At 38.2% G+C, this 23,041-nt stretch carries 21 protein-coding genes; 5 read left to right on the top strand and 16 right to left on the bottom strand.

Annotated features, from left to right (window positions below; translation table 11 throughout):
* Nucleotides 1-163: 163 nt before the first annotated feature.
* The 3 genes from glmM to cdaA are packed head-to-tail and all read right to left on the bottom strand — an operon-like array spanning nucleotide 164 to nucleotide 3,376.
* Complete coding sequence (gene glmM / locus ACMZ6U_RS04015) at nucleotides 164-1,516, bottom strand: phosphoglucosamine mutase (protein WP_416106455.1); 1,353 nt, start codon at nucleotides 1,514-1,516, stop codon at nucleotides 164-166.
* Between the two features lie 49 nt (nucleotides 1,517-1,565).
* Nucleotides 1,566-2,525 carry a YbbR-like domain-containing protein gene (locus tag ACMZ6U_RS04010; RefSeq protein ID WP_416106453.1) on the bottom strand — a complete coding sequence of 320 codons (960 nt, stop codon included), beginning with the start codon at nucleotides 2,523-2,525 and terminating at the stop codon, nucleotides 1,566-1,568.
* Nucleotides 2,522-3,376: a diadenylate cyclase CdaA gene (gene cdaA, locus ACMZ6U_RS04005; RefSeq protein ID WP_416106452.1), complete on the bottom strand. Its 855-nt coding sequence runs from the start codon at nucleotides 3,374-3,376 to the stop codon at nucleotides 2,522-2,524. Before cdaA ends, ACMZ6U_RS04010 begins: the two co-directional genes overlap by 4 nt.
* 123 nt (nucleotides 3,377-3,499) lie before the next feature.
* Between cdaA and murT the strand changes: the two genes are divergently transcribed.
* Together murT and gatD are read left to right on the top strand one after the other, a co-directional pair.
* Nucleotides 3,500-4,852: a lipid II isoglutaminyl synthase subunit MurT gene (gene murT, locus ACMZ6U_RS04000; RefSeq protein WP_416106450.1), complete on the top strand. Its 1,353-nt coding sequence runs from the start codon at nucleotides 3,500-3,502 to the stop codon at nucleotides 4,850-4,852.
* Nucleotides 4,852-5,640, top strand: a complete 789-nt coding sequence (gatD, locus tag ACMZ6U_RS03995) for a lipid II isoglutaminyl synthase subunit GatD (RefSeq protein ID WP_416106447.1) — start codon at nucleotides 4,852-4,854, stop codon at nucleotides 5,638-5,640. The genes murT and gatD overlap by 1 nt, the downstream gene beginning before the upstream one ends.
* Nucleotides 5,641-5,777: 137 nt before the next feature.
* Here the strand turns inward: gatD and ACMZ6U_RS03990 are convergent, their stop codons facing one another.
* From ACMZ6U_RS03990 to trpX, 10 genes are all read right to left on the bottom strand, one after another.
* Entirely contained in the window at nucleotides 5,778-7,160 is a 1,383-nt protein-coding gene (locus ACMZ6U_RS03990) for an MATE family efflux transporter (RefSeq protein ID WP_416106445.1), read from the bottom strand.
* On the bottom strand, nucleotides 7,157-7,582 hold the full coding sequence (locus tag ACMZ6U_RS03985; RefSeq protein ID WP_160544170.1) for a MarR family winged helix-turn-helix transcriptional regulator: 426 nt from the start codon (nucleotides 7,580-7,582) through the stop codon (nucleotides 7,157-7,159). The genes ACMZ6U_RS03990 and ACMZ6U_RS03985 overlap by 4 nt, the downstream gene beginning before the upstream one ends.
* Nucleotides 7,583-7,716: 134 nt before the next feature.
* Nucleotides 7,717-9,636, bottom strand: a complete 1,920-nt coding sequence (locus ACMZ6U_RS03980; protein WP_416106443.1) for an ABC-F family ATP-binding cassette domain-containing protein — start codon at nucleotides 9,634-9,636, stop codon at nucleotides 7,717-7,719.
* 217 nt (nucleotides 9,637-9,853) lie between these two features.
* A complete protein-coding gene (locus tag ACMZ6U_RS03975) occupies nucleotides 9,854-10,228 on the bottom strand; it encodes a hypothetical protein (protein WP_416106441.1) in 375 nt (124 codons plus the stop codon).
* Between the two features lie 10 nt (nucleotides 10,229-10,238).
* The gene (locus ACMZ6U_RS03970; RefSeq protein WP_416106439.1) at nucleotides 10,239-10,967 is read right to left on the bottom strand and encodes a matrixin family metalloprotease; all 729 of its coding nucleotides are present in this window, start codon (nucleotides 10,965-10,967) and stop codon (nucleotides 10,239-10,241) included.
* Between the two features lie 113 nt (nucleotides 10,968-11,080).
* Nucleotides 11,081-11,863: an alpha/beta hydrolase gene (locus ACMZ6U_RS03965; RefSeq protein ID WP_416106438.1), complete on the bottom strand. Its 783-nt coding sequence runs from the start codon at nucleotides 11,861-11,863 to the stop codon at nucleotides 11,081-11,083.
* A 73-nt stretch (nucleotides 11,864-11,936) separates the two neighbouring features.
* Nucleotides 11,937-13,598 carry a ribonuclease J gene (locus tag ACMZ6U_RS03960; RefSeq protein ID WP_416106436.1) on the bottom strand — a complete coding sequence of 554 codons (1,662 nt, stop codon included), beginning with the start codon at nucleotides 13,596-13,598 and terminating at the stop codon, nucleotides 11,937-11,939.
* 189 nt (nucleotides 13,599-13,787) lie between these two features.
* Entirely contained in the window at nucleotides 13,788-14,546 is a 759-nt protein-coding gene (locus ACMZ6U_RS03955) for an ABC transporter ATP-binding protein (RefSeq protein ID WP_416106434.1), read from the bottom strand.
* The gene (locus ACMZ6U_RS03950) at nucleotides 14,543-15,412 is read right to left on the bottom strand and encodes an ABC transporter permease (RefSeq protein WP_416106432.1); all 870 of its coding nucleotides are present in this window, start codon (nucleotides 15,410-15,412) and stop codon (nucleotides 14,543-14,545) included. The genes ACMZ6U_RS03955 and ACMZ6U_RS03950 overlap by 4 nt, the downstream gene beginning before the upstream one ends.
* A 40-nt stretch (nucleotides 15,413-15,452) precedes the next feature.
* A complete protein-coding gene (gene trpX, locus ACMZ6U_RS03945) occupies nucleotides 15,453-16,460 on the bottom strand; it encodes a tryptophan ABC transporter substrate-binding protein (protein ID WP_416106430.1) in 1,008 nt (335 codons plus the stop codon).
* A 401-nt stretch (nucleotides 16,461-16,861) separates the two neighbouring features.
* Between trpX and ACMZ6U_RS03940 the strand changes: the two genes are divergently transcribed.
* A complete protein-coding gene (locus ACMZ6U_RS03940) occupies nucleotides 16,862-18,529 on the top strand; it encodes an Rqc2 family fibronectin-binding protein (protein ID WP_416106428.1) in 1,668 nt (555 codons plus the stop codon).
* Nucleotides 18,530-18,667: 138 nt separating this feature from the next.
* Here the strand turns inward: ACMZ6U_RS03940 and ACMZ6U_RS03935 are convergent, their stop codons facing one another.
* The 3 genes from ACMZ6U_RS03935 to ACMZ6U_RS03925 are packed head-to-tail and all read right to left on the bottom strand — an operon-like array spanning nucleotide 18,668 to nucleotide 21,568.
* Nucleotides 18,668-19,903 (bottom strand): tetratricopeptide repeat protein, encoded by a 1,236-nt coding sequence (locus ACMZ6U_RS03935; protein WP_416106426.1) that lies wholly within the window; start codon nucleotides 19,901-19,903, stop codon nucleotides 18,668-18,670.
* Entirely contained in the window at nucleotides 19,893-21,071 is a 1,179-nt protein-coding gene (locus ACMZ6U_RS03930; RefSeq protein WP_416106424.1) for an AI-2E family transporter, read from the bottom strand. Before ACMZ6U_RS03930 ends, ACMZ6U_RS03935 begins: the two co-directional genes overlap by 11 nt.
* Complete coding sequence (locus ACMZ6U_RS03925) at nucleotides 21,068-21,568, bottom strand: NUDIX hydrolase (RefSeq protein ID WP_115130376.1); 501 nt, start codon at nucleotides 21,566-21,568, stop codon at nucleotides 21,068-21,070. Before ACMZ6U_RS03925 ends, ACMZ6U_RS03930 begins: the two co-directional genes overlap by 4 nt.
* A 100-nt stretch (nucleotides 21,569-21,668) precedes the next feature.
* Between ACMZ6U_RS03925 and ACMZ6U_RS03920 the strand changes: the two genes are divergently transcribed.
* Nucleotides 21,669-22,679, top strand: a complete 1,011-nt coding sequence (locus tag ACMZ6U_RS03920; protein WP_416106422.1) for a lactonase family protein — start codon at nucleotides 21,669-21,671, stop codon at nucleotides 22,677-22,679.
* An 89-nt stretch (nucleotides 22,680-22,768) separates the two neighbouring features.
* A complete protein-coding gene (locus ACMZ6U_RS03915) occupies nucleotides 22,769-22,924 on the top strand; it encodes a hypothetical protein (protein ID WP_416106420.1) in 156 nt (51 codons plus the stop codon).
* The last annotated feature ends 117 nt before the right edge of the window (nucleotides 22,925-23,041 follow it).

Here is a 23,041-nt window from a genome sequence, read left to right as displayed (position 1 = left end):
CTTTAAAACCAAAATACTCATCGCTTTAAACACTCAAAAAGAGAGAACCGGAACGATTCTCTCTAGATGTTAATTATAAGTCACCCACTACAGTTGACGAAGAGCCATTTTTTATTAAATGGAAAGGCTACCTCATTAACGATATCCATCACTAATTTTAGCATTAGTCAATGCCAATTTCTGCACGTACAACATCAGCAATAGTATCCACATAATAATTAACTTCTGCATCAGTTGGTGCCTCTGCCATCACACGAAGCAATGGCTCCGTACCACTTGGACGAACAAGAATACGACCATTACCAGCCATTTCAGCTTCCATCTTAGTGATAATATCAGCAATAGCTGGAACTTCCATACTTTTATCTTTCATAGCATTGTCAACACGAATATTGACGAGCTTTTGGGGATAGATAGTGACCTCTGATGCTAACTCAGACAATGTTTTTCCTGTTTCTTTCATCACCTTAGTTAGCTGAATTGCGGTCAATTGTCCATCACCAGTTGTATTATAGTCCATGATGATGACATGTCCTGATTGTTCGCCACCTAGATTATAGCCTGATTGACGCATTTCTTCAACAACATAACGATCACCTACAGCTGTAACAACTTTTTCAATACCTTCAGCTTCTAAAGCCTTGTGGAATCCTAAATTAGACATTACAGTGGTGACAATAGTATTTTTTGCTAACTGCCCATTCTTAACCATGTGCTTACCTATAATATACATGATTTTATCACCATCAACAATTTCACCGGTTTCATCTACTGCAATCAATCGATCACTATCTCCGTCAAAGGCCAAACCAATCGCAGAACCTGTTTCTTTGACTAATTCTTGTAAAGCTTCTGGATGTGTTGAACCAACTCCAGCATTGATATTCAAACCATCTGGCTTATCACCAATAACTGAAATATCAGCTTCTAAGTCTAGTAAAACATGACGCGCAGAACGATGAGCTGCACCATTAGCACCGTCAAGAGCAACTTTCATACCATCAAGTTTGATTCCCGTCGAAACAAGAAAAGCTTCATACTTACGTAAACCTTCAGGATAGTCAACAAGGCTTCCTAAACCTTGAGCCGATGGTCGAGGAAGAGTATCTTCTTCTGCATCTAACAACGTTTCAATCTCAGCTTCTATAGCATCGCTTAATTTAAATCCGTCATTGGCAAAAAACTTGATACCATTATCTTGAGCTGGATTATGACTAGCAGAGATCATAACTCCAGCACTAGCATTCTCAGTCCTTACAAGATAAGAAACACCCGGGGTAGCTAAAACGCCTAATCTGTAAACTTCTATTCCCACAGAAAGAAGGCCAGCGACTAAAGCTGCTTCTAACATTTCACCTGAAATACGCGTATCACGCGCTACAAAAACCTTGGGACGTTCTTCTTCGTGTTGACTAAGAACATATCCACCAAAGCGTCCGAGTTTAAAGGCTAATTCTGGTGTTAATTCTAGATTTGCTTCTCCTCGTACACCATCTGTTCCAAAATATTTTCCCATAATTATTAGCGCTTAGGCACTCCTCCATTTTTCTAAAAGTTTTTCTACTTTATTTCTTAGTAGTTGTCAGTTTAACGGTAACAGTTTGTGGTACTATCGTAACATTAGAGGCTGATAAGGAAACTGTTTTCGAGATATCTTTCGAAATACCTGTAATATCAACAGTCCCCTTAACACTATCTGTAGCATCAAGTTCTTCCTGTGTTCCTGAAACAATAACTGTCTCTTGACTTAACTTGTAATTAATATTTGATAATTTATCCGATAAGACACCTGTTACTGACAAATTAATCGGTACTTCCTTAGTTAGTTTTTTGACAGAGACCTTAATTTGAGTTTTGGCAGGATCAACAATAGATGCCAAAATAGTGCCATCTGCAGCGACTGCTTGTAAATTAACAGTTCCATTAAAGTCACTGCTTAAAACCTTATCAGACGGTAAAATAGCTTCGACATGATCAATTTGTTCCAGTGTTGATTCATTGCTTGTAACAGTCACTTCAGAGACACCTATATCCACATCAGCAACCTGATAACCATCTGCTACCTGATCTGGTGAAATCGTTAATTTCACTTTAAAGGTTTTGCTAGCTTTTTTCCCAATATTGATAGCAATATTTTTAGGATTGACAACCGCATTCATATCTCTAGGTAAGCCTACCACTTTTAACTTAGCATTTGTCGTTCCAGGTTTTACATTTGACAAATCCGCAACAACCTTGAAATGACGTGTATCTTCGTGTATCTCAGAGTCAAGTTTAATGCGATTTGTTGATGTTAAATAAACTTCTGCTTCGTATGAATACCCACTAATAAAATACTTATTAGTATCATACTTTATATCAATGGGCACACTCTCTATGGTGTGACTATAGGTCTCAGTTACTCGCGACAATTGTGTCCCAGAAGCATTATAAGTAGTTGCTTTAGCAACTAAAAATAAGAGTAATGAGAAGAAAAGAGAAATAATCACATAAAAAATTGACTGGTTAAACCATTTCTTAATCATTTTTCCCCCTTTCCAAACAAGCGTTCTTTCCAGCTTGGTGTTTTAACAGCATCAGATAGTAAGATCTCTCGGAGTATCAATTCAAAACTCTCATTGCTTAAATCATGCTGGAAACGCCCATTATGTGTGACAGAAATACTACCTGTTTCTTCAGAAACAACAATCGTTAAAGCATCTGAATACTCAGATAATCCAATAGCTGCACGGTGTCTTGTTCCAAATTCCTTTGAAATAGCCGTTGATTCAGTCAAAGGCAAATAACAAGAAGCCGCTGCAATCTTTTTCCCTCTGATAATAACAGCTCCATCATGTAATGGCGTATTGGGTATAAAGGTATTAATCAATAACTGACTGGATACATCTGCATTCAAGGGAATGCCTGTATTGATATATTCACGTAGGGTCTGTGTTCCCTGAATAGATATCAGAGCACCAATCTTACGTGGACTCATGTAAGCAACTGATTTAACGAGTGCATCTATCAACTTCTCTTCATCTGTAAGAACAGGTGAGACTGGCGCAAATAGTTGAGTAGTCTTCCCAAACTTTTCTAAACCTAAACGGATTTCTGGCGCAAAGATAACGACACCTGCTATAACACCATAGGTAATAATCTGATTCATCAAATAAGTGATGGTTGTTAAACCAATAAACTCAGCTAATAACTTTAAGATGATAAATAAGATAATCCCTTGCACCAAGGACATGATTTTAGTACCAGCCAAGGCTTTTATAAAACGATAAATTAAATAAGCGACAATAGCAACATCTAAAAGATTGACTAAAATTGTCAAAGGGCTATCAAAGAGTGATTGCCAGAATCTAGCATCAAACTGTGAAAAAAAACTCATACTGGTACCTCTCTTGATTGGAACCTGTATTCACAGGTTCTTAATAATGCCTTAAAGACAGACACTCATTTTATTATAGCACTTTTTCTAGCTAGTTTGTAGCATTTTTGTTAAAATAAAGACATGACTATGAAAACTCAGATGGGAATTTTAGCTGGTAAAACAGCTCATTTTGTTCTTTCAAAAATGGGACGTGGTTCAACCTTACCCGGTAAGATTGCCCTTAAATACGATGCGACTATTTTAGATACTCTGGCGAAAGATTATGAAATTGTGGTTATCACCGGTACTAATGGTAAAACCCTTACAACTGCTCTAACCGTTGGTATCCTTAAAGAAGCTTTCGGTGATATTGTGACTAATCCGAGTGGCGCTAACATGATCACAGGGATTACTTCGACTTTTTTAACTGCCAAATCCGGTAAATCCGGTAAATCCGGTAAAAAAATCGCAGTCTTAGAAATAGACGAAGCAAGTCTACCAAAGATCACTGAATATATCACGCCAAGTCTTTTTGTTTTTACCAACATTTTCCGAGACCAAATGGACCGTTATGGAGAGATATATACTACCTATGACATGATTTTAGCTGGGGCTGCCAAGGCACCGAATGCTACTATTCTAGCTAACGGAGATAGTCCTCTATTTCATTCACGTCAAGTGGTTAATCCTGTGCAATTTTATGGTTTTGATACAGAATCTCATGAGCCACAGCTAGCTCACTACAACACTGAAGGGATTGTCTGTCCAAAATGCGAACACATTTTGCAATACAAGATGAACACTTATGCCAATCTTGGGGACTATATCTGTCTCAACTGTGACTTCAAACGACCTCATTTAGATTACAAACTGACTGCTCTAACAAATATTACCAATACGACTTCCGAATTTGTTATTGATGGTCAGGATTACAAAATCAATGTAGGTGGTCTCTATAATATCTACAATGCCCTTGCTGCTGTCTCAGTTGCTGAGTTCTTTGGCGTTTCACCTGAACAAATCAAGGCTGGTTTTGATAAGAGCCGTGCCGTCTTTGGTCGTCAAGAAACCTTTAAAATCGGTGATAAATCATGTACTTTGGTCCTCATAAAAAATCCTGTCGGAGCCAGTCAAGCACTTGATATGATTAAGTTGGCAGATTATCCCTTCTCTTTATCTGTCCTTTTAAATGCTAACTATGCAGATGGGATTGATACTTCCTGGATTTGGGACGCTAATTTCGAAGCTGTTAACGACATGGATATTACAGAAATGAATGCTGGTGGCGTGCGCCACTCCGAAATAGCTCGTCGTCTCCGTGTGACTGGCTATCCAGAGAACAAGATTCGTCAAGCTGAAAAGTTGGATGACATTATGACCATGATTGAAAACCAAGACGCCGATCACGCTTATATCTTGGCAACTTATACTGCCATGCTTGAGTTCCGAGAAATCCTCGCAACTAAAAAAGCTGTTGGAAAGGAGATGCATTAATGGTCTATACTTCTTTACAATCTCCCAATAATCACAATTATGACTATGAGTTAAATGTTGCCCACCTCTATGGTAATCTCTTAAACACCTATGGTGACAACGGCAATATTCTCATGATAAAGTACGTCGGCGAAAAATTAGGGGCCAAAATGACCTTTGATATCATCTCAGTCGGTGATTCATTTGATAACGATCAATATGATATCGTCTTTTTCGGTGGTGGACAAGATTACGAGCAATCAATTGTCGCCAAAGACTTACCTAGCAAGCGAAGCACTATTGATCAGTTCATTCAAGACGACAAGGTCATTTTAGCCATCTGTGGTGGCTTCCAACTCTTGGGACAATATTATGTTCAAGCTAACGGTGTCAGAATTGATGGCATTGGGGTTATGGGACACTATACCCTCAATCAAGAAAATAATCGTTTTATCGGTGATATCAAGATTCACAACGACGAATTTAACGAAACCTATTACGGCTTTGAAAACCATCAAGGACGCACCTTCCTTTCAGATGATGAAAAACCTTTAGGTCGAGTTGTTTACGGGAATGGTAACAATGAAAAGGATGATAGCGAAGGTGTTCACTATAAAAATGTCTATGGCTCTTACTTCCATGGTCCTATCCTATCACGTAATGCCAATCTTGCTTATCGTTTAGTCACTACTGCTCTTCGTAACAAATACGGCAAGGACCTCATCTTGCCAAGCTACAATGACATTCTTAGCCACGAAGTTCCTGAAGAATACGTCGATGTTAAATCCAAAGCTGAATTTGATAAATAACGGATAAAGACGCTAGATAAAAAGCATTAAAATAAAAAATAGCTTAGAAGGACGTTCTCATGAAACGTTGATTCTAAGCTATTTCTAATTGTTTAATTGCCAATAGAAAGGATAAATTCTAAGTGACTAAGCTCATTTTAGACGCTCAAATTTTCCTTAGGCATTCTTTTAAATTCAATCACGATGAAAATAGCAGCCATAATAAAAGTCGCAAAGTCAGAAACAGGTCCTCCAAGCATAACCCCTTTAACACCAAACAAACGAGCAAATAGAATCATCAAAGGAATGAGCAAAATCAACTGACGCAACACCGATAAAATGGTTCCCTTCCATGCCTTACCAATTGAAGTAAAATAGGTTGAAATAGAAATCATGAAGCCATTGGTAATTGAGAAGAACAAGAAAGTTCTCATGTAATATTTTCCGAATTCAAGATAAAGATCACTATCACCAGAACCAAATAATGAAATCAGTTGTCCTGGTAACAATTCAAATGCCAACCATGCAAGTAGCGATACAATTGCGACACTTTTGATTAAAACCTTAAAAGTTTCACATACTCTAGGGAAATTTTTTGCTCCATAGTTAAATCCAATAATAGGCTGACTCCCCTGTACTATACCGAGGACAATAGCCATGAAAATGACATTGACCTTCATGACAATGCCTGCAATAGCAATAGGTATATCTGGACCATAAATAGACTGGCTACCATATTGTTTCAACAGATTATTTCCCAAAACTTGAATAATAATATTTGAAACCTGTGTAACAAATGGGGTTAATCCTAAGACGACAATGGATTTGATGGTATGCCAATCAAGTTTAAAATCTTCTTTTTCAAGTGTAACACTTTTGAATCGTGGAAAATAAGCCAGTAATAGCAAGGCTGAAATAGACTGACTGATAACCGTTGCCCATGCTGTTCCTGCAATTCCCCAATTGAAAACAAACATAAATAAGGGTGACAACACAGTATTGATGACAGCTCCAGTCACAATCGCCATCATAGAATATTTAGGACTAGCATCTGCTCGAACAATTGGGTTAAATCCCATTGAAAACATCAGAAAAGGCATACCAAATGACGTGATTCCAGAAAAAGTCATGGCATAGGAAAGAATATTTTCTGTTGCTCCAAAAATGAGCATTAAAGGCTCCAAAAAAATTCTTACTAAAAGACAAATAAGGATACCAACTCCAAAAAGCAAAATAGTCGCATTACCAATAGTTAACTTAGCTTTTTGCATTTCCTGTCGTCCCATTTCCAAATTGAAACGTGACGCCGATCCAATACCAATCATGAGACCAAGCGCCAAACAAATAGTCGTCAAGGGAAAGGCAATATTGGTTGCTGCATTACCCAAAAAACCAATACCTTGTCCGATAACAATCTGGTCAATAACATTATAAAGAGCATTAACCACATTGGCTACTACTGCTGGTATCGCTAAGCGTTTCATTAAAACTCCCACAGGTTGATATCCCAAGGGATTCCGATAACTTGATTCATCTGTCATTTACTGTTCTCCTCTTCCATTACCAATTTATCCAACAAACCTAACAAAGTTTTTTCTTCGTCCTCAGTTAATACTGCTTTTCCATGGTTAAAAAAATCATCCCAGTTGGTTTGAACCATTTCTTGACCAGCTTTTGTGGCATAAAGCTGATAAGAACGGCGATCTTTTTCCCCTTTTCGACGCTCTACAAGCGCCTTTTCTTCCAGCTTATCAACAAGATGCCCAATCACATTTTTATCCTTAAGATTCTTTTGAGATAATTCGGACTGTGTGATTCCTGGATACTGAACGATAATCGCCAGAGTTACAAAATTACCTCGTGTCAAACCTAAAGCACTAAATTCACAATGTGTTCTGCGATCAATCATTGCATTTTTAGCTAATAATAATTTAAAGGCTAACATGTCTTCAATAGTCTTCATATCTTCCTCCGTTAATAAACATTATTTATTATATACATTATATACTTTTTTTCAAGAAATTAGCTCTAAAAAAGACTTGGAGGCTAATCCAAATCTTTCTAAAAATCATTAGTCAGTTGGTAAAAATGACAAACTTAAGACAGTTCCTCAAGCGACTGAGACAGTTCTTCCCACTCTTCCATCAAGAGCATCTGATTGCCTTGGATGTCATCTAACTCTTTCTGCAACTCAGCCAAAGTCATAGCATCATTGCTTTCAGCCATCTGCTGAGTGATCGCTTTTTCTTTACTGTCAATGTTATCCAATTCAGACTCAATAGCTTCAATACGACGAGTGATCTTACGAAGTTCTTTTTGATTGGCTTTTTGTTGTTGATAATTAGTCGACCCCTGTGAGGTGCTCACTTCTTCTGGTTCAAGATCTCCAGCTGCTTCTTGAGCTAAAAATGCTAGCTCTGCTTTTTTCTCAACATAATAATCGTAATCACCTAAATAGAGGGTGGAACCTTCCTCTGAAATTTCTAAGACCTTAGTCGCAATACGATTGATGAAGTAACGGTCATGGCTGACAAAGAGTAAACTACCATCAAAGTCAATAAGGGCATCCTCTAGAACTTCTTTGCTATCAATATCCAAGTGGTTGGTTGGTTCATCCAAGATTAGGAAATTATTATTTTCCAGGGATAATTTTGCTAAAAGCAAGCGAGCGCGTTCACCACCTGAAAGCATCCCGACTGATTTTTTGACATCATCTCCCGAGAAGAGAAAGGAACCTAGACGATTGCGAATATCAACTTCTGGTGTCGTTGAAAAATCATTCCAAAGCTCGTCAAGAACAGTATTGGAATTGGTCAAATGGGACTGCGTTTGATCATAGTAACCGGTCTCAACATTGGCACCGAAACGCGCCTGCCCTTTGATGAAGGGAAGTTGACCGATAACTGATTTAATTAGAGTGGTTTTACCAATTCCATTTGGTCCAACAACCGCGATAGCATCAAATTTGTTGAGCTCAAGCGAAATTGGTTCTGATAAGACCTGCTTGTCATAACCAATGGCGGCATCCTCAACCGTCAAGACGACATTTCCTGAAACCTTTTCCGAATGAAAGGTCATGTTAGCTGATTTTTGACCAGCTGACGGTTTGTCCAAACGCTCCATCTTTTCTAGTTGTTTACGACGAGCTTGAGCACGTTTGGTTGTTGAGGCACGAACAATATTTTTTTGGACAAATTCTTCTAGCTTAGCAATTTCTTTTTGCTGTTTCTCAAAGTTTTTGGCTTCTGTGGCTAGTCTTTCAGTTTTGAGGTCCATAAACTTAGAATAATTACCCACATAACGATCAAGGGAATGTGGGTTCAAGTCCACCGTCACTGTAGCTACTTTATCCAAGAAATAACGGTCATGACTAACGATGAGAAGAGCTCCTTGGTAGTTGACTAGATAGTTTTCCAACCAAGCAATAGTATCGATATCCAAGTGGTTGGTTGGCTCATCCAGTACCAAGAGTTCAGGCTTTTGAAGCAACATACGAGCCAGAGCTAGTCGAGTATTTTGACCACCAGAGAGTTCTGAAATCTTCATCTCCCACATACTTTGGTCAAATTTAAAGCCATTTAAAATAGCACGAATATCACTTTCATAGGTAAATCCACCGGCTAAACGGAATGTCTCAGACAGACGGTCGTAATCATTCATCAGCTTATCTAGCTCAACACCTGATAGTTCCCCCATTTGATTTTCCATGTGACGTAAAGTCTTCTCATCTTGACGTAAAGCAGAAAAGACAGCCAGCATTTCATCGTAGATGGTATTTTCAGATTCGAAGCGGCTATCCTGCGCCAAATAAGACATCTGTAGATCACGTTTGGTATTGATATCACCACTTGTCGGGGCTTCTTCACCAACTAAAATTTTTAGAAGCGTTGATTTACCCGCACCATTACGGCCGACGAGGGCGATTCTATCTTTTTCATCGATTTGTAAATTAATATTATCAAATAAAACATCCCCGGAGAAGGAACGTTCTATTTTATTAGCATTTAGTATAATCATGCCCTTATTATACCAAAATGATTGCCATAACAACTGATGTAAATAAAAAAAAGTGTTCATCATTCTTTCATATACAAGCTACATAGAGGCCGTATTAGAAAACTAAAAAACACTTAGAATATTTAATATGATTTGACATCAGTCATGATGCTAAGATCGTGACTATTATGAGAAGGCATACAGCTATATAAGAGTTAACCCAAAGATAATCTATTAACTATAATTGATTGACCCACTGAAGGAGATCCCAGTTTTTATAAAGCAAATAAAGTCCAAGAATGACGATAACTACTATGAGAATGGTTCGTATAACCCCTTTTACGAAGTGGGCAATAATGGTCAAAAGGAATGAGAAGAAAAACCAGAACCATGGCAATTGCGAAACAAAAGCTCTGATAGGCAAGAGTGACTGGTTACCCATCCGTAAAATCCAGCTTGGGATGGCATCTAAAATGGCTAAATTATGAAAGCCAATGCGTGATAACATCATTCGTGTCGTTACCATTAACCAGACAAAAATACCTGAGTTAAAAAAACATAAAAATACTTCTAAGGGTTGTCTTTGAACCCAGCGTTTAAAATAACGTGACATATTGTCTCCTTTAATGTTCGTGATAAAGTGCCCGGAGCGTCTCAATATCGTATGGTTGAATACCGTAATAAGAACCAGAAGACTGCATAACGGAAGGTTGATCATCTTTATGATCAAGACCGATAGCATGTCCTAATTCATGAATCGCAGTATTTAGGATACGATCTTCTTGATACCCAAATCTAGCATCACGTAAATAATAACTGTTTAAATATACCTCAGCTGAAACAAAATGATTTGTTAGAGCATTGGTTTTAATGCTGGCTAAGCCAGCAGCTTGCGTTTGGCCATCATGATAATCTTTAGCAATAATCTGAGCTTCCTGAGATGAGTCAACAATCGTTAGGCTAAAAACACCTGTCTGATTCCAGGCGTCAATAGCTTGGTAGTAAGCATCTCTAAAGACACTATCTTGAGTTTCAATAAAAACAGTCGCCTGATTGCTTGACCATTTGGCCCCATTATGATGAGTGTGAAAATCTGTCTCAATGTGACTTGACCCACCACTTGACACATCAGCTATTTCACCAAAATCATAAGGAATCGCGTGAGATAGTTGTTCAAAAATACTAGACAGTTGATTTGCCGTTGGTGACTGACTGTGATTGCTATAATAATAGAGGGCAAACAACAAGAGGCCAATGACCACTACCGTTTTGACAAGCCTGATCAGCAAGTGCCAAACAAAGGAAACAATCCAGAGAAGAATGGCGAACAATAGCTTGACTAAAAATCGCATGAGTATCTCCTTCTGTTCATTCATTTCCTAAAACTTATCTCTTAGTATAGCAAGCTCCTGGATTTAATGCAATAAATAACTCTGCCAATATGATCAAGAACTTTTAGGGTGAATTAAGACAAGCGCTCTTCCTTGACATAATCAATCGGCAACATTTCCAAGAAAACTTCCACTTGTTTTTCCCAATAGTACCAATCATGAGTTCCATGGTCATTACGATAGTCAATGTCTAATCCTGCGTTCTTGAAGTCAGACACTGCCTTGTCATTAATCTTATACAGGAAATCTTCATAACCACACCAAGCATAGAATTTAGTATGACCATCAGCTTGTTTTGCAGCTATTTGCAGATTATTGTCACTCGCTTCGAAGGTCCCAAGATCCCCAAACAAACCATTCCAGTAATTATCTGGTGCGTCGATGTCCTCTTTATTGGCAAAGTCGAAACCTAAAGCGCCAGAAAATGAACCCGCAAAGGCATACAGATTGGTTAACATAGCTAATTTAAAAGCACCGTAGCCCCCCATGGAAAGCCCCGCAATAAAGGTCTTTTCACGCTTATCTGTCATGTTAGGGAAGAAACGTTTCATGACTTGAGGCAACTCTTTAGCGATAGCATCAAAATAACGAGAACCATATTGAGTATTGGTATAGAAGCCATTGTCCCCATTTGGCATGATAATGATAAGGTTGGTTTTACGTATCAGACGTTCCAAATTAGTACGTGATGTCCAAGAATTGTGGTTGCCTCCCATACCGTGCAAGAGATAAAGAACTGGGATGTCTTTATCATCACGATATTCTTCCTTAATCTGATCGATATCTGGGTACAAAACATCAACCTGACGATATAAACCTAAAACTTCTGAACTGTATTCTATTTGAAAAAATGCCATTTATTGTTCCTCTTTCTACCACTACAGAAAGAAGTTGAGACCTGCTCAACTTCAACATAATAAACTCTGAATATTAACGTACTTCCATGATAACAGGTAAAATTGCCGGACGACGCTTGGTTTGATCAAATAAAAATTTGCTAATCTCATCACGCACTTGTCCTTTGAGTTCACCCCAGTCAAATCCATCTTCTGCTAGATAATTTTCAACAGTTGTATTCACTAAGTCAGCTGATTCACGAAGAATATCACGACTCTTCTTAACATAAACAAAACCACGGGTATTGATTTTAGCGCTTGAAACAATTTTACGCTCTTTTTTATTAACCGTCATAGCAACGATAAAGATACCGTCTTCTGACAAGACCTTACGGTCACGAAGTACAATATTACCCACATCACCGATCGCATTTCCATCAATCATGACATCGCCTGCAGGAATAGCTCCTTCATGTAAGAAACCTTGATCAGATAGGTGCATGATGTCACCACGCTTCATGATATAGATGTTTTCTGCTGGCATGCCAGTCTCTTCCGCCATATCAGCGTGGGCTGCTAGGTCACGATACTCCCCTTGAATTGGAAAGAGGTATTTGGGTTTCATAAGATTTAGCATCAACTGCAAATCACGACCATTGGCATGACCAGAAACGCGCAAGTTTTGGGTGATTAACTTAACAGAACCACCAGCCTTATAAATCATATTTTCCACACGCGCAACGACAGCTTCTTTGGCAATACTTGGTGTTGTCACAATATAAACTAAGTCACCGTCTTTAATTTGGATAAAACGATGTCGTCCTATAGCCATTTTTTGGAGGCTGTTGATCGGCTCACCCATACGACCAGTCTCTAGAATCACCAATTCATGATCTTCAAACTTAGACATTTCCTTAGGTTTAACCATGATGCGCTCATCAGCTATATGTAGCTTTTTAAGTCGAATAGCTGTTCGAACGATATTTTCAACATCAAAACCTGTCAGTACAACCCGACGACCATAATTAGCTGCTGCATCAAAAACTTGTTGGATACGTGCCAGGTTACTTGACACTGCTGCCACAATCACACGTCCTTGCGCATCTCCGATAACTTGATCAATTTCAACGCCAACTTCTGACTCACTAGCCACTTGCTCTGTACTTGTCGCATTAGCAGAATCTGCCAAGAGAGCCAGGACACCCTCACGGCCAATTTCTGTTAGACGGGCAAAGTCAGTATGGTAAGCATAATGCGCTGCCTGGTCAAATTTGAAGTCACCTGTATAGACAATATTACCTTCTTTAGTGCCGACAACAATCCCTAAACTTTCTGGAATAGAGTGAGTCGTTTTAAAGAATGAAACAACAGCCTCGCCAAACTCAATCTCAGTTTCGCTATCGACAACGTGGAAATTATTGAATTTTTTGACAGCTGTATTGTTTTTAACCATCAATTTAGCCAACTCAATGGTCAATTCTGAACCAAATACAGGCACATTCATTGTAGCAATTAAATAAGGCAAGGCACCAATCGCATCAGCATGTCCATGTGTCAAAAAGACACCTTGAACACGATCCTTATTATCAATCAAGTAATCAAGATTAGGGATAACTACATCAACCCCTAACTGTTCGTTCTCAGGATACTTTAACCCTGCGTCTAAAACAAAGATAGCATCATTGACCTCGGCAATATAAAGGTTTTTTCCGTTTTCACGAACCCCACCCAAAGCCATAATTTTAATATCGCTCATTTGTTCTCCTTAAAATATTTTTCTATTAGTCATGGAAAACGAGTCCCATGATATTGCTCCATCAGAGCATTTTCATCAAACGGTCCTTAGCAAGCTAAGTCGAATTACAGATAGTAGCAAAAAAGCTGCATACTCGTTATTAAGTATACAACTTTATAGCTTATTTTTCAATTTTCATAATTACTTTCATCACTCAAAAACTTGATAGTAATCAGAGATGGAGAGACCTGCTTTTTCTTCTGCTGTTCGGTCTTGGACAATTTTACCATCTTTCATCACAATCAGGCGATTTCCGTATTTTAGGGCATCTTCCATTCGGTGAGTAATCATGAGGGCTGTTAGTTGATCTTTTTGGACAAATTCTTCAGTCAAGTTCATGAGTGACACGCTTGTCTTGGGATCTAAAGCTGCGGTGTGCTCATCCAATAGTAACAAATCAGGGCGCTTGATAGTTGCCATAAGTAAGCTGAGTGCTTGACGCTGACCACCTGATAAGAAACCAGTTGGCGTTTCCAGATGATTTTCAATCCCATTACCAATTTTGCCAATCAAGGCTTGAAACTCATCCTTAAATTGATGAATGCGTCTTGGTACTAAACCACGTTTTTCACCACGATACTTGGCAACTAAAAGATTTTCAGCTACAGTCATTCGTGGAGCAGTCCCCATTTTAGGATCTTGGAAAACACGTGCCAAATACTTAGCTCTTTTTTCAGCTGTCAAATAGGTCACGTCTTCTCCCATGATCAAAATCTTACCACTGGTTAGCATAAGGGTTCCAGCAATAACATTGAAAAGGGTTGATTTCCCTGCGCCATTGCCACCCAAAATAGTAATAAAATCATGTTCGTAAATGGTCAAATCGACCGCATCTAAAATAGTCTTGTAATCATTGGAGCCGTTGTGAACTTGAACCGTTGCTTCTTGTAATTCTACTATTTTTCTCATCGCGTTACTTTAGCTCCCTTGAATATTTTATTTTTTAAGATTGGTACCACTAGGCAGATTGAGAGAACAATGGCACTGAAGAGTTTAAGGTAATTGGTATTAAAACCAAGAGCTATCACCGCTGTTATCAAGAATTGATAGAAAATGGCACCGATAACGATGGTTATCAGACGCTCTAAGAAAGTCAAATCACTTGCATAGACGACTTCACCGATGATGAGACTGGCTAATCCGATGACGATGATACCAATCCCTTTAGACACATCTGCATAACCATCCTGTTGACTAATGAGAGCCCCAGATAAGGCTATAATCCCATTTGAGACGATTAGACCCATGACTTCCATACGGTCAGTGTTGATCCCGAAACTCTTAGCCATATCACGATTATCACCAGTAGCAATATAGGCTTGACCCAAACGAGTGTTTAGAGAAACAATGAGGAAGACAATCACAGCGACAACAGCTATCAAACCAAGCACCAAAAGATTATAGCTAGTAGTAAAAGGCAATAATTCTTGGATTGGTTTAATATCAAGTAGACCGAGGTTGGCACGTCCCATAATCATCAGCATGATGGAGTTGATGGAAGTCATGACCAAAATACCTGCTAGAATGGTTGGGATTTTCCCTTTGGTATAAAGAAGACCTGTCACTAAGCCAGCCACACACCCAGCTAAAATAGCCACAAGTGTTGCTAAAATAGGATGCCATCCCATATTAAGGAGAGTCACAGCTACCGCCCCACCAAGAGGAAATGAACCTTCTGTTGTTAGATCAGGAAAGTCTAAGATTCTAAAGGTCAGGTAAATACCTAAACCAAGAATGCCATACAAAAGTCCTTGTGAAATTGATGATATAATCATTGCTTTATCTTTCTACTTTTCTTTTTATAATATGTACCTATTAATCAGCTTTAACAGATACTTCTGCCTCATCCAGAACTTCTTGTGGAATATCAATACCAAGTTCCTTAGCGACTTTCATGTTGAGCGTTGGTGTACCTGTGTCAATGACATTAACCGGCATGTCTTTAACAGCTTTTCCATCAAGAATCTGAGCAACCATTTTCCCTGTTTCGACTCCGAGATCAAATTGATTTTGTCCTATCGCTGCGAAACCGCCATTTTTTACCATACTATCATCAACGACATAGACTGGTAATTTCGCTTTGTTAGCAGAAGCCGCTACTGTTTTCATAGCACTAGCGATTGTATTATCTTGAGGGATGAAAATAGCATCTACTTTTCCAGTCATAACAGCCATAGTAGAGGTGATTTCATTGGTTGAAGGCACCGCATAGGTTTTAACGGTTAAACCTTTTTCTTTAGCTAATTTTTCGAACTTCTCAACTTGACTTTGCGAATTATCTTCACTGCTAGCATAAAGGACACCAATTGTTTTAACATCAGGAGTTAACTTGGTGATTAACTCAACTTCTTGAGCAACTGGGACTTGGTTTGAAACACCTGTGATGTTGGCTGATGGGTGTTTTAAATCAGAAACTAGTTTGGCACCCACTGGATCTGAGATAGCTCCCATAACTACTGGAATATCTTTTGTTGCATTTGCTAAACCTTGGGCAGCCGGTGTCGCAATCCCGACAAGGACATCATTGACGTTAGCTACCAGTTGTTTACTCATGGTCTGAATTTTTGATTGATCTGCTTCAGCATTAACGTAATCAATCTCAACACGATCCTTATCATAGCCTGACTCTTCAAGACCTTTTGAAATGCCCTCATTAATAGCATCTAAGGCATCATGGGTAACGAATTGTAAAATACCAACTTTAACTTTTTCTTTAGATGATTTTTCTGAACCAGCATTATTTTGCCCCAAGCTATAAAAAATAGATCCAACAACAATAAGTACCAAGACAGCTAAAGTTCCAATAACGGCTTTGTTTTTCATCTGATTTCTCCTCTTTTATCAACTTAAACCTAGAATTTTCCAAAAAGAAAAGCACCTAGTTTTGAAACTACGCGCCTTTATCTCATCATAATAACCGATAGAGCTGCGCATAGATACTGTCCTTTTTGAAGTACTCCAAAAGTCGCATCTATGCTAAAACACACAAACACAACTTTTATCTACGCCAGCTTTGCCAAAGTGTGATTTGTCTTGTCATATCAATACTTCCTTCCGTTTAGTTTTTATCATTATACTATAAATTCTGACAATTGCAAACGATTTTTCAAAAAAACTTTAAAAACTTATCTATTTGCCACTTATGGTATAATAAACTGATACATTGAAACGGTAATAAACGAATGAATTGTCAATAATACACTGATTTTAGGAGATTGATACCCATGTCTTTTGACGGCTTTTTTTTACATCATTTAACCAAAGAATTACAGGACTCTATTTTATACGGACGAATTCAAAAAGTTAATCAGCCTTTTGAGCGGGAACTAGTCCTAACCATTCGTAACAATCGTCAAAACTATAAATTGCTCTTGTCTGCCCACCCTGTTTTCGGGCGTGTTCAAACGACCAAAGCAGACTTTCAGAATCCTCAAAGCCCTAATACTTACACTATGATTATGCGAAAGTATCTGCAGGGAGCTGTCATTGAATCGGTTAGCCAGATTGAAAATGATAGAATTTTAGAAATCACTGTTTCTAATAAAAATGAAATTGGTGATCATATCAAAGTGACCTTGGTTGTTGAAATTATGGGGAAACATAGTAATATCATTTTGATTGATAAAAATGAGAGTAAGATTATCGAGTCTATCAAACACATAGGCTTCTCGCAAAATTCTTACCGAACCATTTTACCAGGGGCTAGCTACATTGCCCCGCCAAAGACAGATGCCCTCAACCCCTTCACGATTAACGATGTTAAGTTATTCGAAATTTTACAAACGACTGACCTATCACCGATACAGTTACAGCATACCTTCCAAGGTTTAGGTAGCGATACGGCTAAAGAGTTATCAGAGCAACTAGCACATGCCGATCAAAAATTAAAAACCTTCCGCCACTTTTTTGCACAAGACAGTCAGCCAAACCTAACCGAAAAATCATTTTCAGCAGTTGCTTTTACTGATACTGTCCAAACGTTTGATAGTTTGTCAGACCTTATGGATCACTTCTATCAAGAAAAAGCGGAACGCGACCGGATCAGCCAACAAGCTAGCGACCTCATTCATCGCGTGCAGAATGAACTGGAAAAAAACCGGAAAAAACTCATTAAACAAGAGGCTGAACTAGCTGCTACAGAGTCAGCAGAGGACTTTCGTCAAAAAGGAGAACTCCTGACCACCTATATGTCTATGGTCCCCAATGATAAAAACTCAGTTACACTAGATAACTACTATACCGGAGAGCCTATCATTATCGCTCTTGACCTTGCCTTAACCCCAAACCAAAACGCCCAGCGTTATTTTAAAAAATACCAAAAACTTAAAGAAGCTGTTAAACATCTTAAAGGCTTGATTGAAGAAACCAAGCAAAGTATCGCCTATTTTGAAAGTGTCGATGTCAATCTTTCTCAGGCGACCATGGATGATATTGGTGAGATACGAGAAGAGTTGATTGAGTCTGGCTTTATGAAACGCCGTTCCACTGATAAACGCCATAAGCGTAAAAAACCAGAACAATATCTGGCCTCAGATGGTCAAACCATTATCATGGTCGGGCGTAATAATCTTCAAAACGAAGAATTAACCTTTAAAATGGCTAAAAAAGGAGAACTTTGGTTCCACGCCAAAGATATTCCCGGAAGCCATGTCCTTATCAAAGACAATCTTGATCCGAGTGATGAGGTCAAGACAGACGCAGCTGAGTTGGCTGCATACTATTCCAAGGCTCGTTTATCAAATCTCGTTCAAGTGGATATGATTGAAGCTAAAAAATTGCATAAACCGACTGCTGCCAAGCCCGGTTTTGTGACATACACAGGGCAAAAAACACTGCGTGTCACACCCACAGAAGAGAAGATTCAGAGTATGAGAATAAAGTCATCTCTATAAAAGAACAGAAAAACGATCACATCTCGTTATGGAAGAACCATAAGAATGTGATCGTTTTTTATTGTCTCTATTAATGCTAGTACAGCTTACCGACTATGAAAATGACAATCAGATAAAACAGTTTTACAAAGGAAAATACTAATGACTTAATTCTTCCAAGAAATGTTGCATGTTTAAATCATCCGGTACTATGCTTAAGTAGGTTTCAGCTGTTTCTGTTGCTAGCTCAAGTTGACCGAATTCTCTTAAGATATAAGCGTAATCATGGAGAAACTCAGGATTCTGGTTAAGGTCTTTGGCAATATCTTGATAAATAGCATACGATTCTTCTTCTTGATCCAGGGCCTGATGTGCCTTGGCGATATTCCATTTTGCTAGAAGATTATCAATGTTTGCGATTTCTATGCTAACAACTTCTTCATAGCGTTCTTCTTTTAAGTAAAGATTGGTTAAACGCAGGGTCACTTCTTCCATATCTTCTGCTAAATCTTTAGCTGATAAGAGATAGGATTCTGATAACTTAGCATCATGATTCTCATAGGCTAATTGGGAGGCTAATAACAATAATTGGCTATCATATGCATTTTTTGACAAGCCCCGTTGTGTGAGCTTTAAAGCTTCCTCGATCTTATGTTCTTCATGAAGCGATTGGGCATAATAATACTCATAACCTGCAAAATCAGGATTCATGGTATCTAACTGTTTAAAATAAAGATTAGCCCTTTGGTATTCTTCTTGGTCAAATAAGAGTGTTGCTAATTCAAAGACAGTCATATCGTCGTAGTCAATCTCTACAGCCTTTTCCAAAAACTCAATGGCTGCTTCAAATTTTCCCATATCAGCATAAGCACGACCAATCCGCTCATAGGTAGATACACCCGTTTCTTCCAATATGGCACGATTATCAAGAGCTGCGTAGTTAGCGATAGCCTCTTTGAAATCCCCAACTTCCATCTGCATTTCTGCCAGACCAAAACGAATCAAAGGCTGGTCTGACAAAGCGAGTGCTTGTTCTAATTTGTCTCTTGCCACATCAGCTAGACCTTCCATCTGATAGAGATCTGCCATAATAACAAGAGCATTGACATAGTCTTCTGATTCCGAATCAATAGCATCTAAATAGAGAAAGGCTGCTTCAAAATCTCCATCTTCTGCAACAATTTGAGCTAAATTCAGATTAACTTCTGGATACTGGCTTCGTAATTGGTCATAGATACGCTTAGCCTGTGGCAAAAATCCAATACTTTCTAAATAGGCTCCCAAGTCCAATAAGACTTGCTCATCATCTTCTTTTAGCGCACGCTCAAAATACTTATCAGCATGGGCTAGATCCTGACTTTGAATGGACGCCACCATTTTTTCACTATTCCACATCTTCCGAATTCTCCTCAATAAAATCTGCTTTATAAAGGCCACTCACGACTTTATACCAATCAAAAATTTCGATAGCGATAACCTTAACTGAAGCATAGATAGGAATGGCTAAAAAGACTCCCCAAACACCGAATAACGATCCCGCTGTTAGAAGCACAAATAAGATAGTGATGGGATGAATACTAAGTTTGCTTCCGAGTACTAAAGGACTTACAATTCGACCTTCCATAGTTTGTTCAATCATAAAAACAATAATGACTTTCAAAATCATTGTTGGACCTGAAATCGCTGCTAAAATAAAAACTGGAATCTGGGCAATAAAGCTCCCCAAATAAGGAACTAGATTCAAAAATCCTGCAATAATACCTAAGGTTACACTATATCTTAAGCCGATGATGCTGTACATCACAGCAAACATAATCCCTACTGCAACGGCAACAAGCACCTGCCCTTGAACATAGCCCGACAATTGTTTATTAATCTTTGTCAACACACGTGTTGTTGGCTGTCTCAACTTAGGCGGTAAAAATTGGGTAACATAGCCTTTTAATTGGTCACCATCTCTTAATAAATAAAATAAAATAAAGGGTGAAATCAAGATTGCAACTGCTACTCTAGCAACTGTCGAAGCAAAATCTCCTGCCCATGTTACAAATGACGATGAGATACGCTGAGCGTAGCTAATAATATTTTCGGATAAATCATTAATAACTTTTTGCAACTCAATAGTGAAATCGTTTAATTCTCTATTTTCAAGCAAGCGTGTGAGTTGATGTTCGATATCTTCAATGTAAGAAGGTAGGTTCAGCATGAAGTTGCTAAATTGATTTTCAACAGCTGGTACCAATACTGCTATGCCCCAGATCAACAAGGCAATAACGATAATGAAAACTAGAGCAATGGCAAGCGTGCGCTTTAGTTTAAATTGTTTTTCAAAGAAATCAACAAAGGGTTTCAATAAATAATATAGTAAGGCTGATATCACAATCGGTAACATGATAACAGCAAGAAAATCAACGACAGGTTTAAATAAATGGGAAATCTTAGTAAGCAAAAAGATATTGAGGAACAAAAGGAAACTTACAAGCAGAATGATTGCCCCTTTACTATTTAAAAACCACTTAAAAAACCAGCTAAAGGCTATTTTTTTATCTTCTGATTGTTTCATTTGAGCTCCTTTTTGTTAAGGCCTTGATAGAAAGTCACCTTTTGATCAATAAGTCTATTTTCCTGATAAGTAAATTTTGCCGAGAAAAAAGGTACATCTTCCAATATCCATTTAAACATTTGATAGTCACCTTCCCAAGTTGGTTTTTCAAGAACTTTACTATATGGCACCCACTCTAAAGTACCTTCATGCGATTCATCATCTGAGATCAACTCTCCTTCAAATGCTGTTACCTTAAACACATAGGTATACCAGTCATGACCAGGTGTGAAATTAGGAAAAGTAATCACACCCTTAAAATCCATTTGTTTCACCTTTAGATGCGTTTCTTCAAAAATTTCCCGAACAGCACATTCTTCAGGAGATTCACCAGCCTCTAGCTTTCCACCAACTGAAATCCATTTACCTTCATGAACATCGTTTTCTTTTTTATTCCGGTGCATGAGTAAAAGTTCTTTTCCGTTATCAATATAGCAGATAGTTGCCAACTTCGTCATTTAATCACCTCTTTCACTTATCTAACTATTATATCAAGTTATCCTCCAAAATGTGCTATAATTTTTTCAAGAACTGGAAAATCAGAGGAGAAGTCTTTATATGATTCATACACTACTTTTCGGAACTTATACTAAGCGCCTGTCTCAGGGCATTTATCAGGCTAAATTTGATACTAAAAGCGGGAAACTCTTCGAATACCAGCTCTTTACAAAAACTAAACAGCCAACTTATTTAGCTTGGGCTAATAAGGGAGATTTGCTTGCGGTTAAGCAAAACAATAAGATGGGAGGTATCGCTTCTTTCAATGCAGATGGCAAAGAAATCAACCATGTTCTTTTGGAAGGCGCACCCCTTTGTCACCTTCATTTTGATCAACAACGACAATTAGCTTATGGGGCAAACTACCACAAAGGTGAAATCTCAGTTTATTTTGTTAATTCTGACGGTTCTTTAACACTGTCAGATATCATAAAACACGATGGAAATGGTCCACATCCTAATCAAGAAACGGCACATGCACATTTTGTTGGATTAACACCAGATAATGTTTTAGTCACCTGTGACTTAGGAAGTGATCAGATGATCACTTATGCTATCAGCAGTGAAGGCAGACTCAATCCCTTGGATACTTATGATTCTACTTCTGGAGCTGGTCCTAGACACCTTGTTTTACACCCTCACTTACCAATCGCTTATCTCTTATGTGAATTAAACGCAAGCATTGAAATACTGTCTTATACAGGAAATGGTCATTTTGAACGATTAGATATCATCTCAACAATTCCCGATAGCTATCAAGACTTCAATGCAACTGCTGCCATACGCTTATCATCTGATGGAAACTTTCTTTATGCCAGCAATCGCGGTCATGATTCCATTGCGGTATACAAGATTCAGGACAATGGTTATTTAGAACTTCTTCAACTCGAAAATTCCAGAGGCAATATTCCAAGAGATTTTATCCTATCACCTGATGAAAAACACCTTATTGTGGCTCATCAAGACTCTGATAATATTACAGTTTTTAAACGTTCTCCTGAAACTGGTAGATTAACTGTCATATCAGACGACTTTCACGTCCCAGAATGTGTCTGTCTGCTATTCAAATAAATTGCTATTTCTTTCATAAAGTGTTTTAATTGATGATAGAAAGGGATACTCATATGAAACCACAATAACTATTCGACCAAGTCAAAGAAATGATTGCCAAAAAGGATTTTTCAGAAGCCAAAACCTTTATCGAAGACCACAAAGAAGATTTAGGACAATATTTTGACAAAGCCAAAGGATTAATCGAAAATTCTGATGCCGTCAGCGGTGTTGTTGACAAAGTTAAAAATCTCTTTGGAAAATAAGGCAGCTGATAAAAGTATTCCGAATCAGAATCAAGAGTCTGGGCAAAAACTAGCTTCAGAACATAAAAAAAAACAGGCATTTCCGCAGTTGGAGATGCTCGTTTTCCTATGTCATGG

Source organism: Streptococcus pluranimalium, from assembly GCF_047785745.1.
GTDB lineage: Bacteria > Bacillota > Bacilli > Lactobacillales > Streptococcaceae > Streptococcus > Streptococcus pluranimalium_B.
This window is presented reverse-complemented; position numbering and strand designations above follow the sequence as displayed.

Bases quoted from the DNA above. Each gene is read 5' to 3' on its own strand.
- glmM (WP_416106455.1), bottom strand. From the start codon at position 1,516: ATGGGAAAATATTTTGGAACAGATGGTGTACGAGGAGAAGCAAATCTA.
- ACMZ6U_RS04010 (WP_416106453.1), bottom strand. From the start codon at position 2,525: ATGATTAAGAAATGGTTTAACCAGTCAATTTTTTATGTGATTATTTCT.
- cdaA (WP_416106452.1), bottom strand. From the start codon at position 3,376: ATGAGTTTTTTTTCACAGTTTGATGCTAGATTCTGGCAATCACTCTTT.
- murT (WP_416106450.1), top strand. From the start codon at position 3,500: ATGACTATGAAAACTCAGATGGGAATTTTAGCTGGTAAAACAGCTCAT.
- gatD (WP_416106447.1), top strand. From the start codon at position 4,852: ATGGTCTATACTTCTTTACAATCTCCCAATAATCACAATTATGACTAT.
- ACMZ6U_RS03990 (WP_416106445.1), bottom strand. From the start codon at position 7,160: ATGACAGATGAATCAAGTTATCGGAATCCCTTGGGATATCAACCTGTG.
- ACMZ6U_RS03985 (WP_160544170.1), bottom strand. From the start codon at position 7,582: ATGAAGACTATTGAAGACATGTTAGCCTTTAAATTATTATTAGCTAAA.
- ACMZ6U_RS03980 (WP_416106443.1), bottom strand. From the start codon at position 9,636: ATGATTATACTAAATGCTAATAAAATAGAACGTTCCTTCTCCGGGGAT.
- ACMZ6U_RS03975 (WP_416106441.1), bottom strand. From the start codon at position 10,228: ATGTCACGTTATTTTAAACGCTGGGTTCAAAGACAACCCTTAGAAGTA.
- ACMZ6U_RS03970 (WP_416106439.1), bottom strand. From the start codon at position 10,967: ATGCGATTTTTAGTCAAGCTATTGTTCGCCATTCTTCTCTGGATTGTT.
- ACMZ6U_RS03965 (WP_416106438.1), bottom strand. From the start codon at position 11,863: ATGGCATTTTTTCAAATAGAATACAGTTCAGAAGTTTTAGGTTTATAT.
- ACMZ6U_RS03960 (WP_416106436.1), bottom strand. From the start codon at position 13,598: ATGAGCGATATTAAAATTATGGCTTTGGGTGGGGTTCGTGAAAACGGA.
- ACMZ6U_RS03955 (WP_416106434.1), bottom strand. From the start codon at position 14,546: ATGAGAAAAATAGTAGAATTACAAGAAGCAACGGTTCAAGTTCACAAC.
- ACMZ6U_RS03950 (WP_416106432.1), bottom strand. From the start codon at position 15,412: ATGATTATATCATCAATTTCACAAGGACTTTTGTATGGCATTCTTGGT.
- trpX (WP_416106430.1), bottom strand. From the start codon at position 16,460: ATGAAAAACAAAGCCGTTATTGGAACTTTAGCTGTCTTGGTACTTATT.
- ACMZ6U_RS03940 (WP_416106428.1), top strand. From the start codon at position 16,862: ATGTCTTTTGACGGCTTTTTTTTACATCATTTAACCAAAGAATTACAG.
- ACMZ6U_RS03935 (WP_416106426.1), bottom strand. From the start codon at position 19,903: ATGTGGAATAGTGAAAAAATGGTGGCGTCCATTCAAAGTCAGGATCTA.
- ACMZ6U_RS03930 (WP_416106424.1), bottom strand. From the start codon at position 21,071: ATGAAACAATCAGAAGATAAAAAAATAGCCTTTAGCTGGTTTTTTAAG.
- ACMZ6U_RS03925 (WP_115130376.1), bottom strand. From the start codon at position 21,568: ATGACGAAGTTGGCAACTATCTGCTATATTGATAACGGAAAAGAACTT.
- ACMZ6U_RS03920 (WP_416106422.1), top strand. From the start codon at position 21,669: ATGATTCATACACTACTTTTCGGAACTTATACTAAGCGCCTGTCTCAG.
- ACMZ6U_RS03915 (WP_416106420.1), top strand. From the start codon at position 22,769: ATGATTGCCAAAAAGGATTTTTCAGAAGCCAAAACCTTTATCGAAGAC.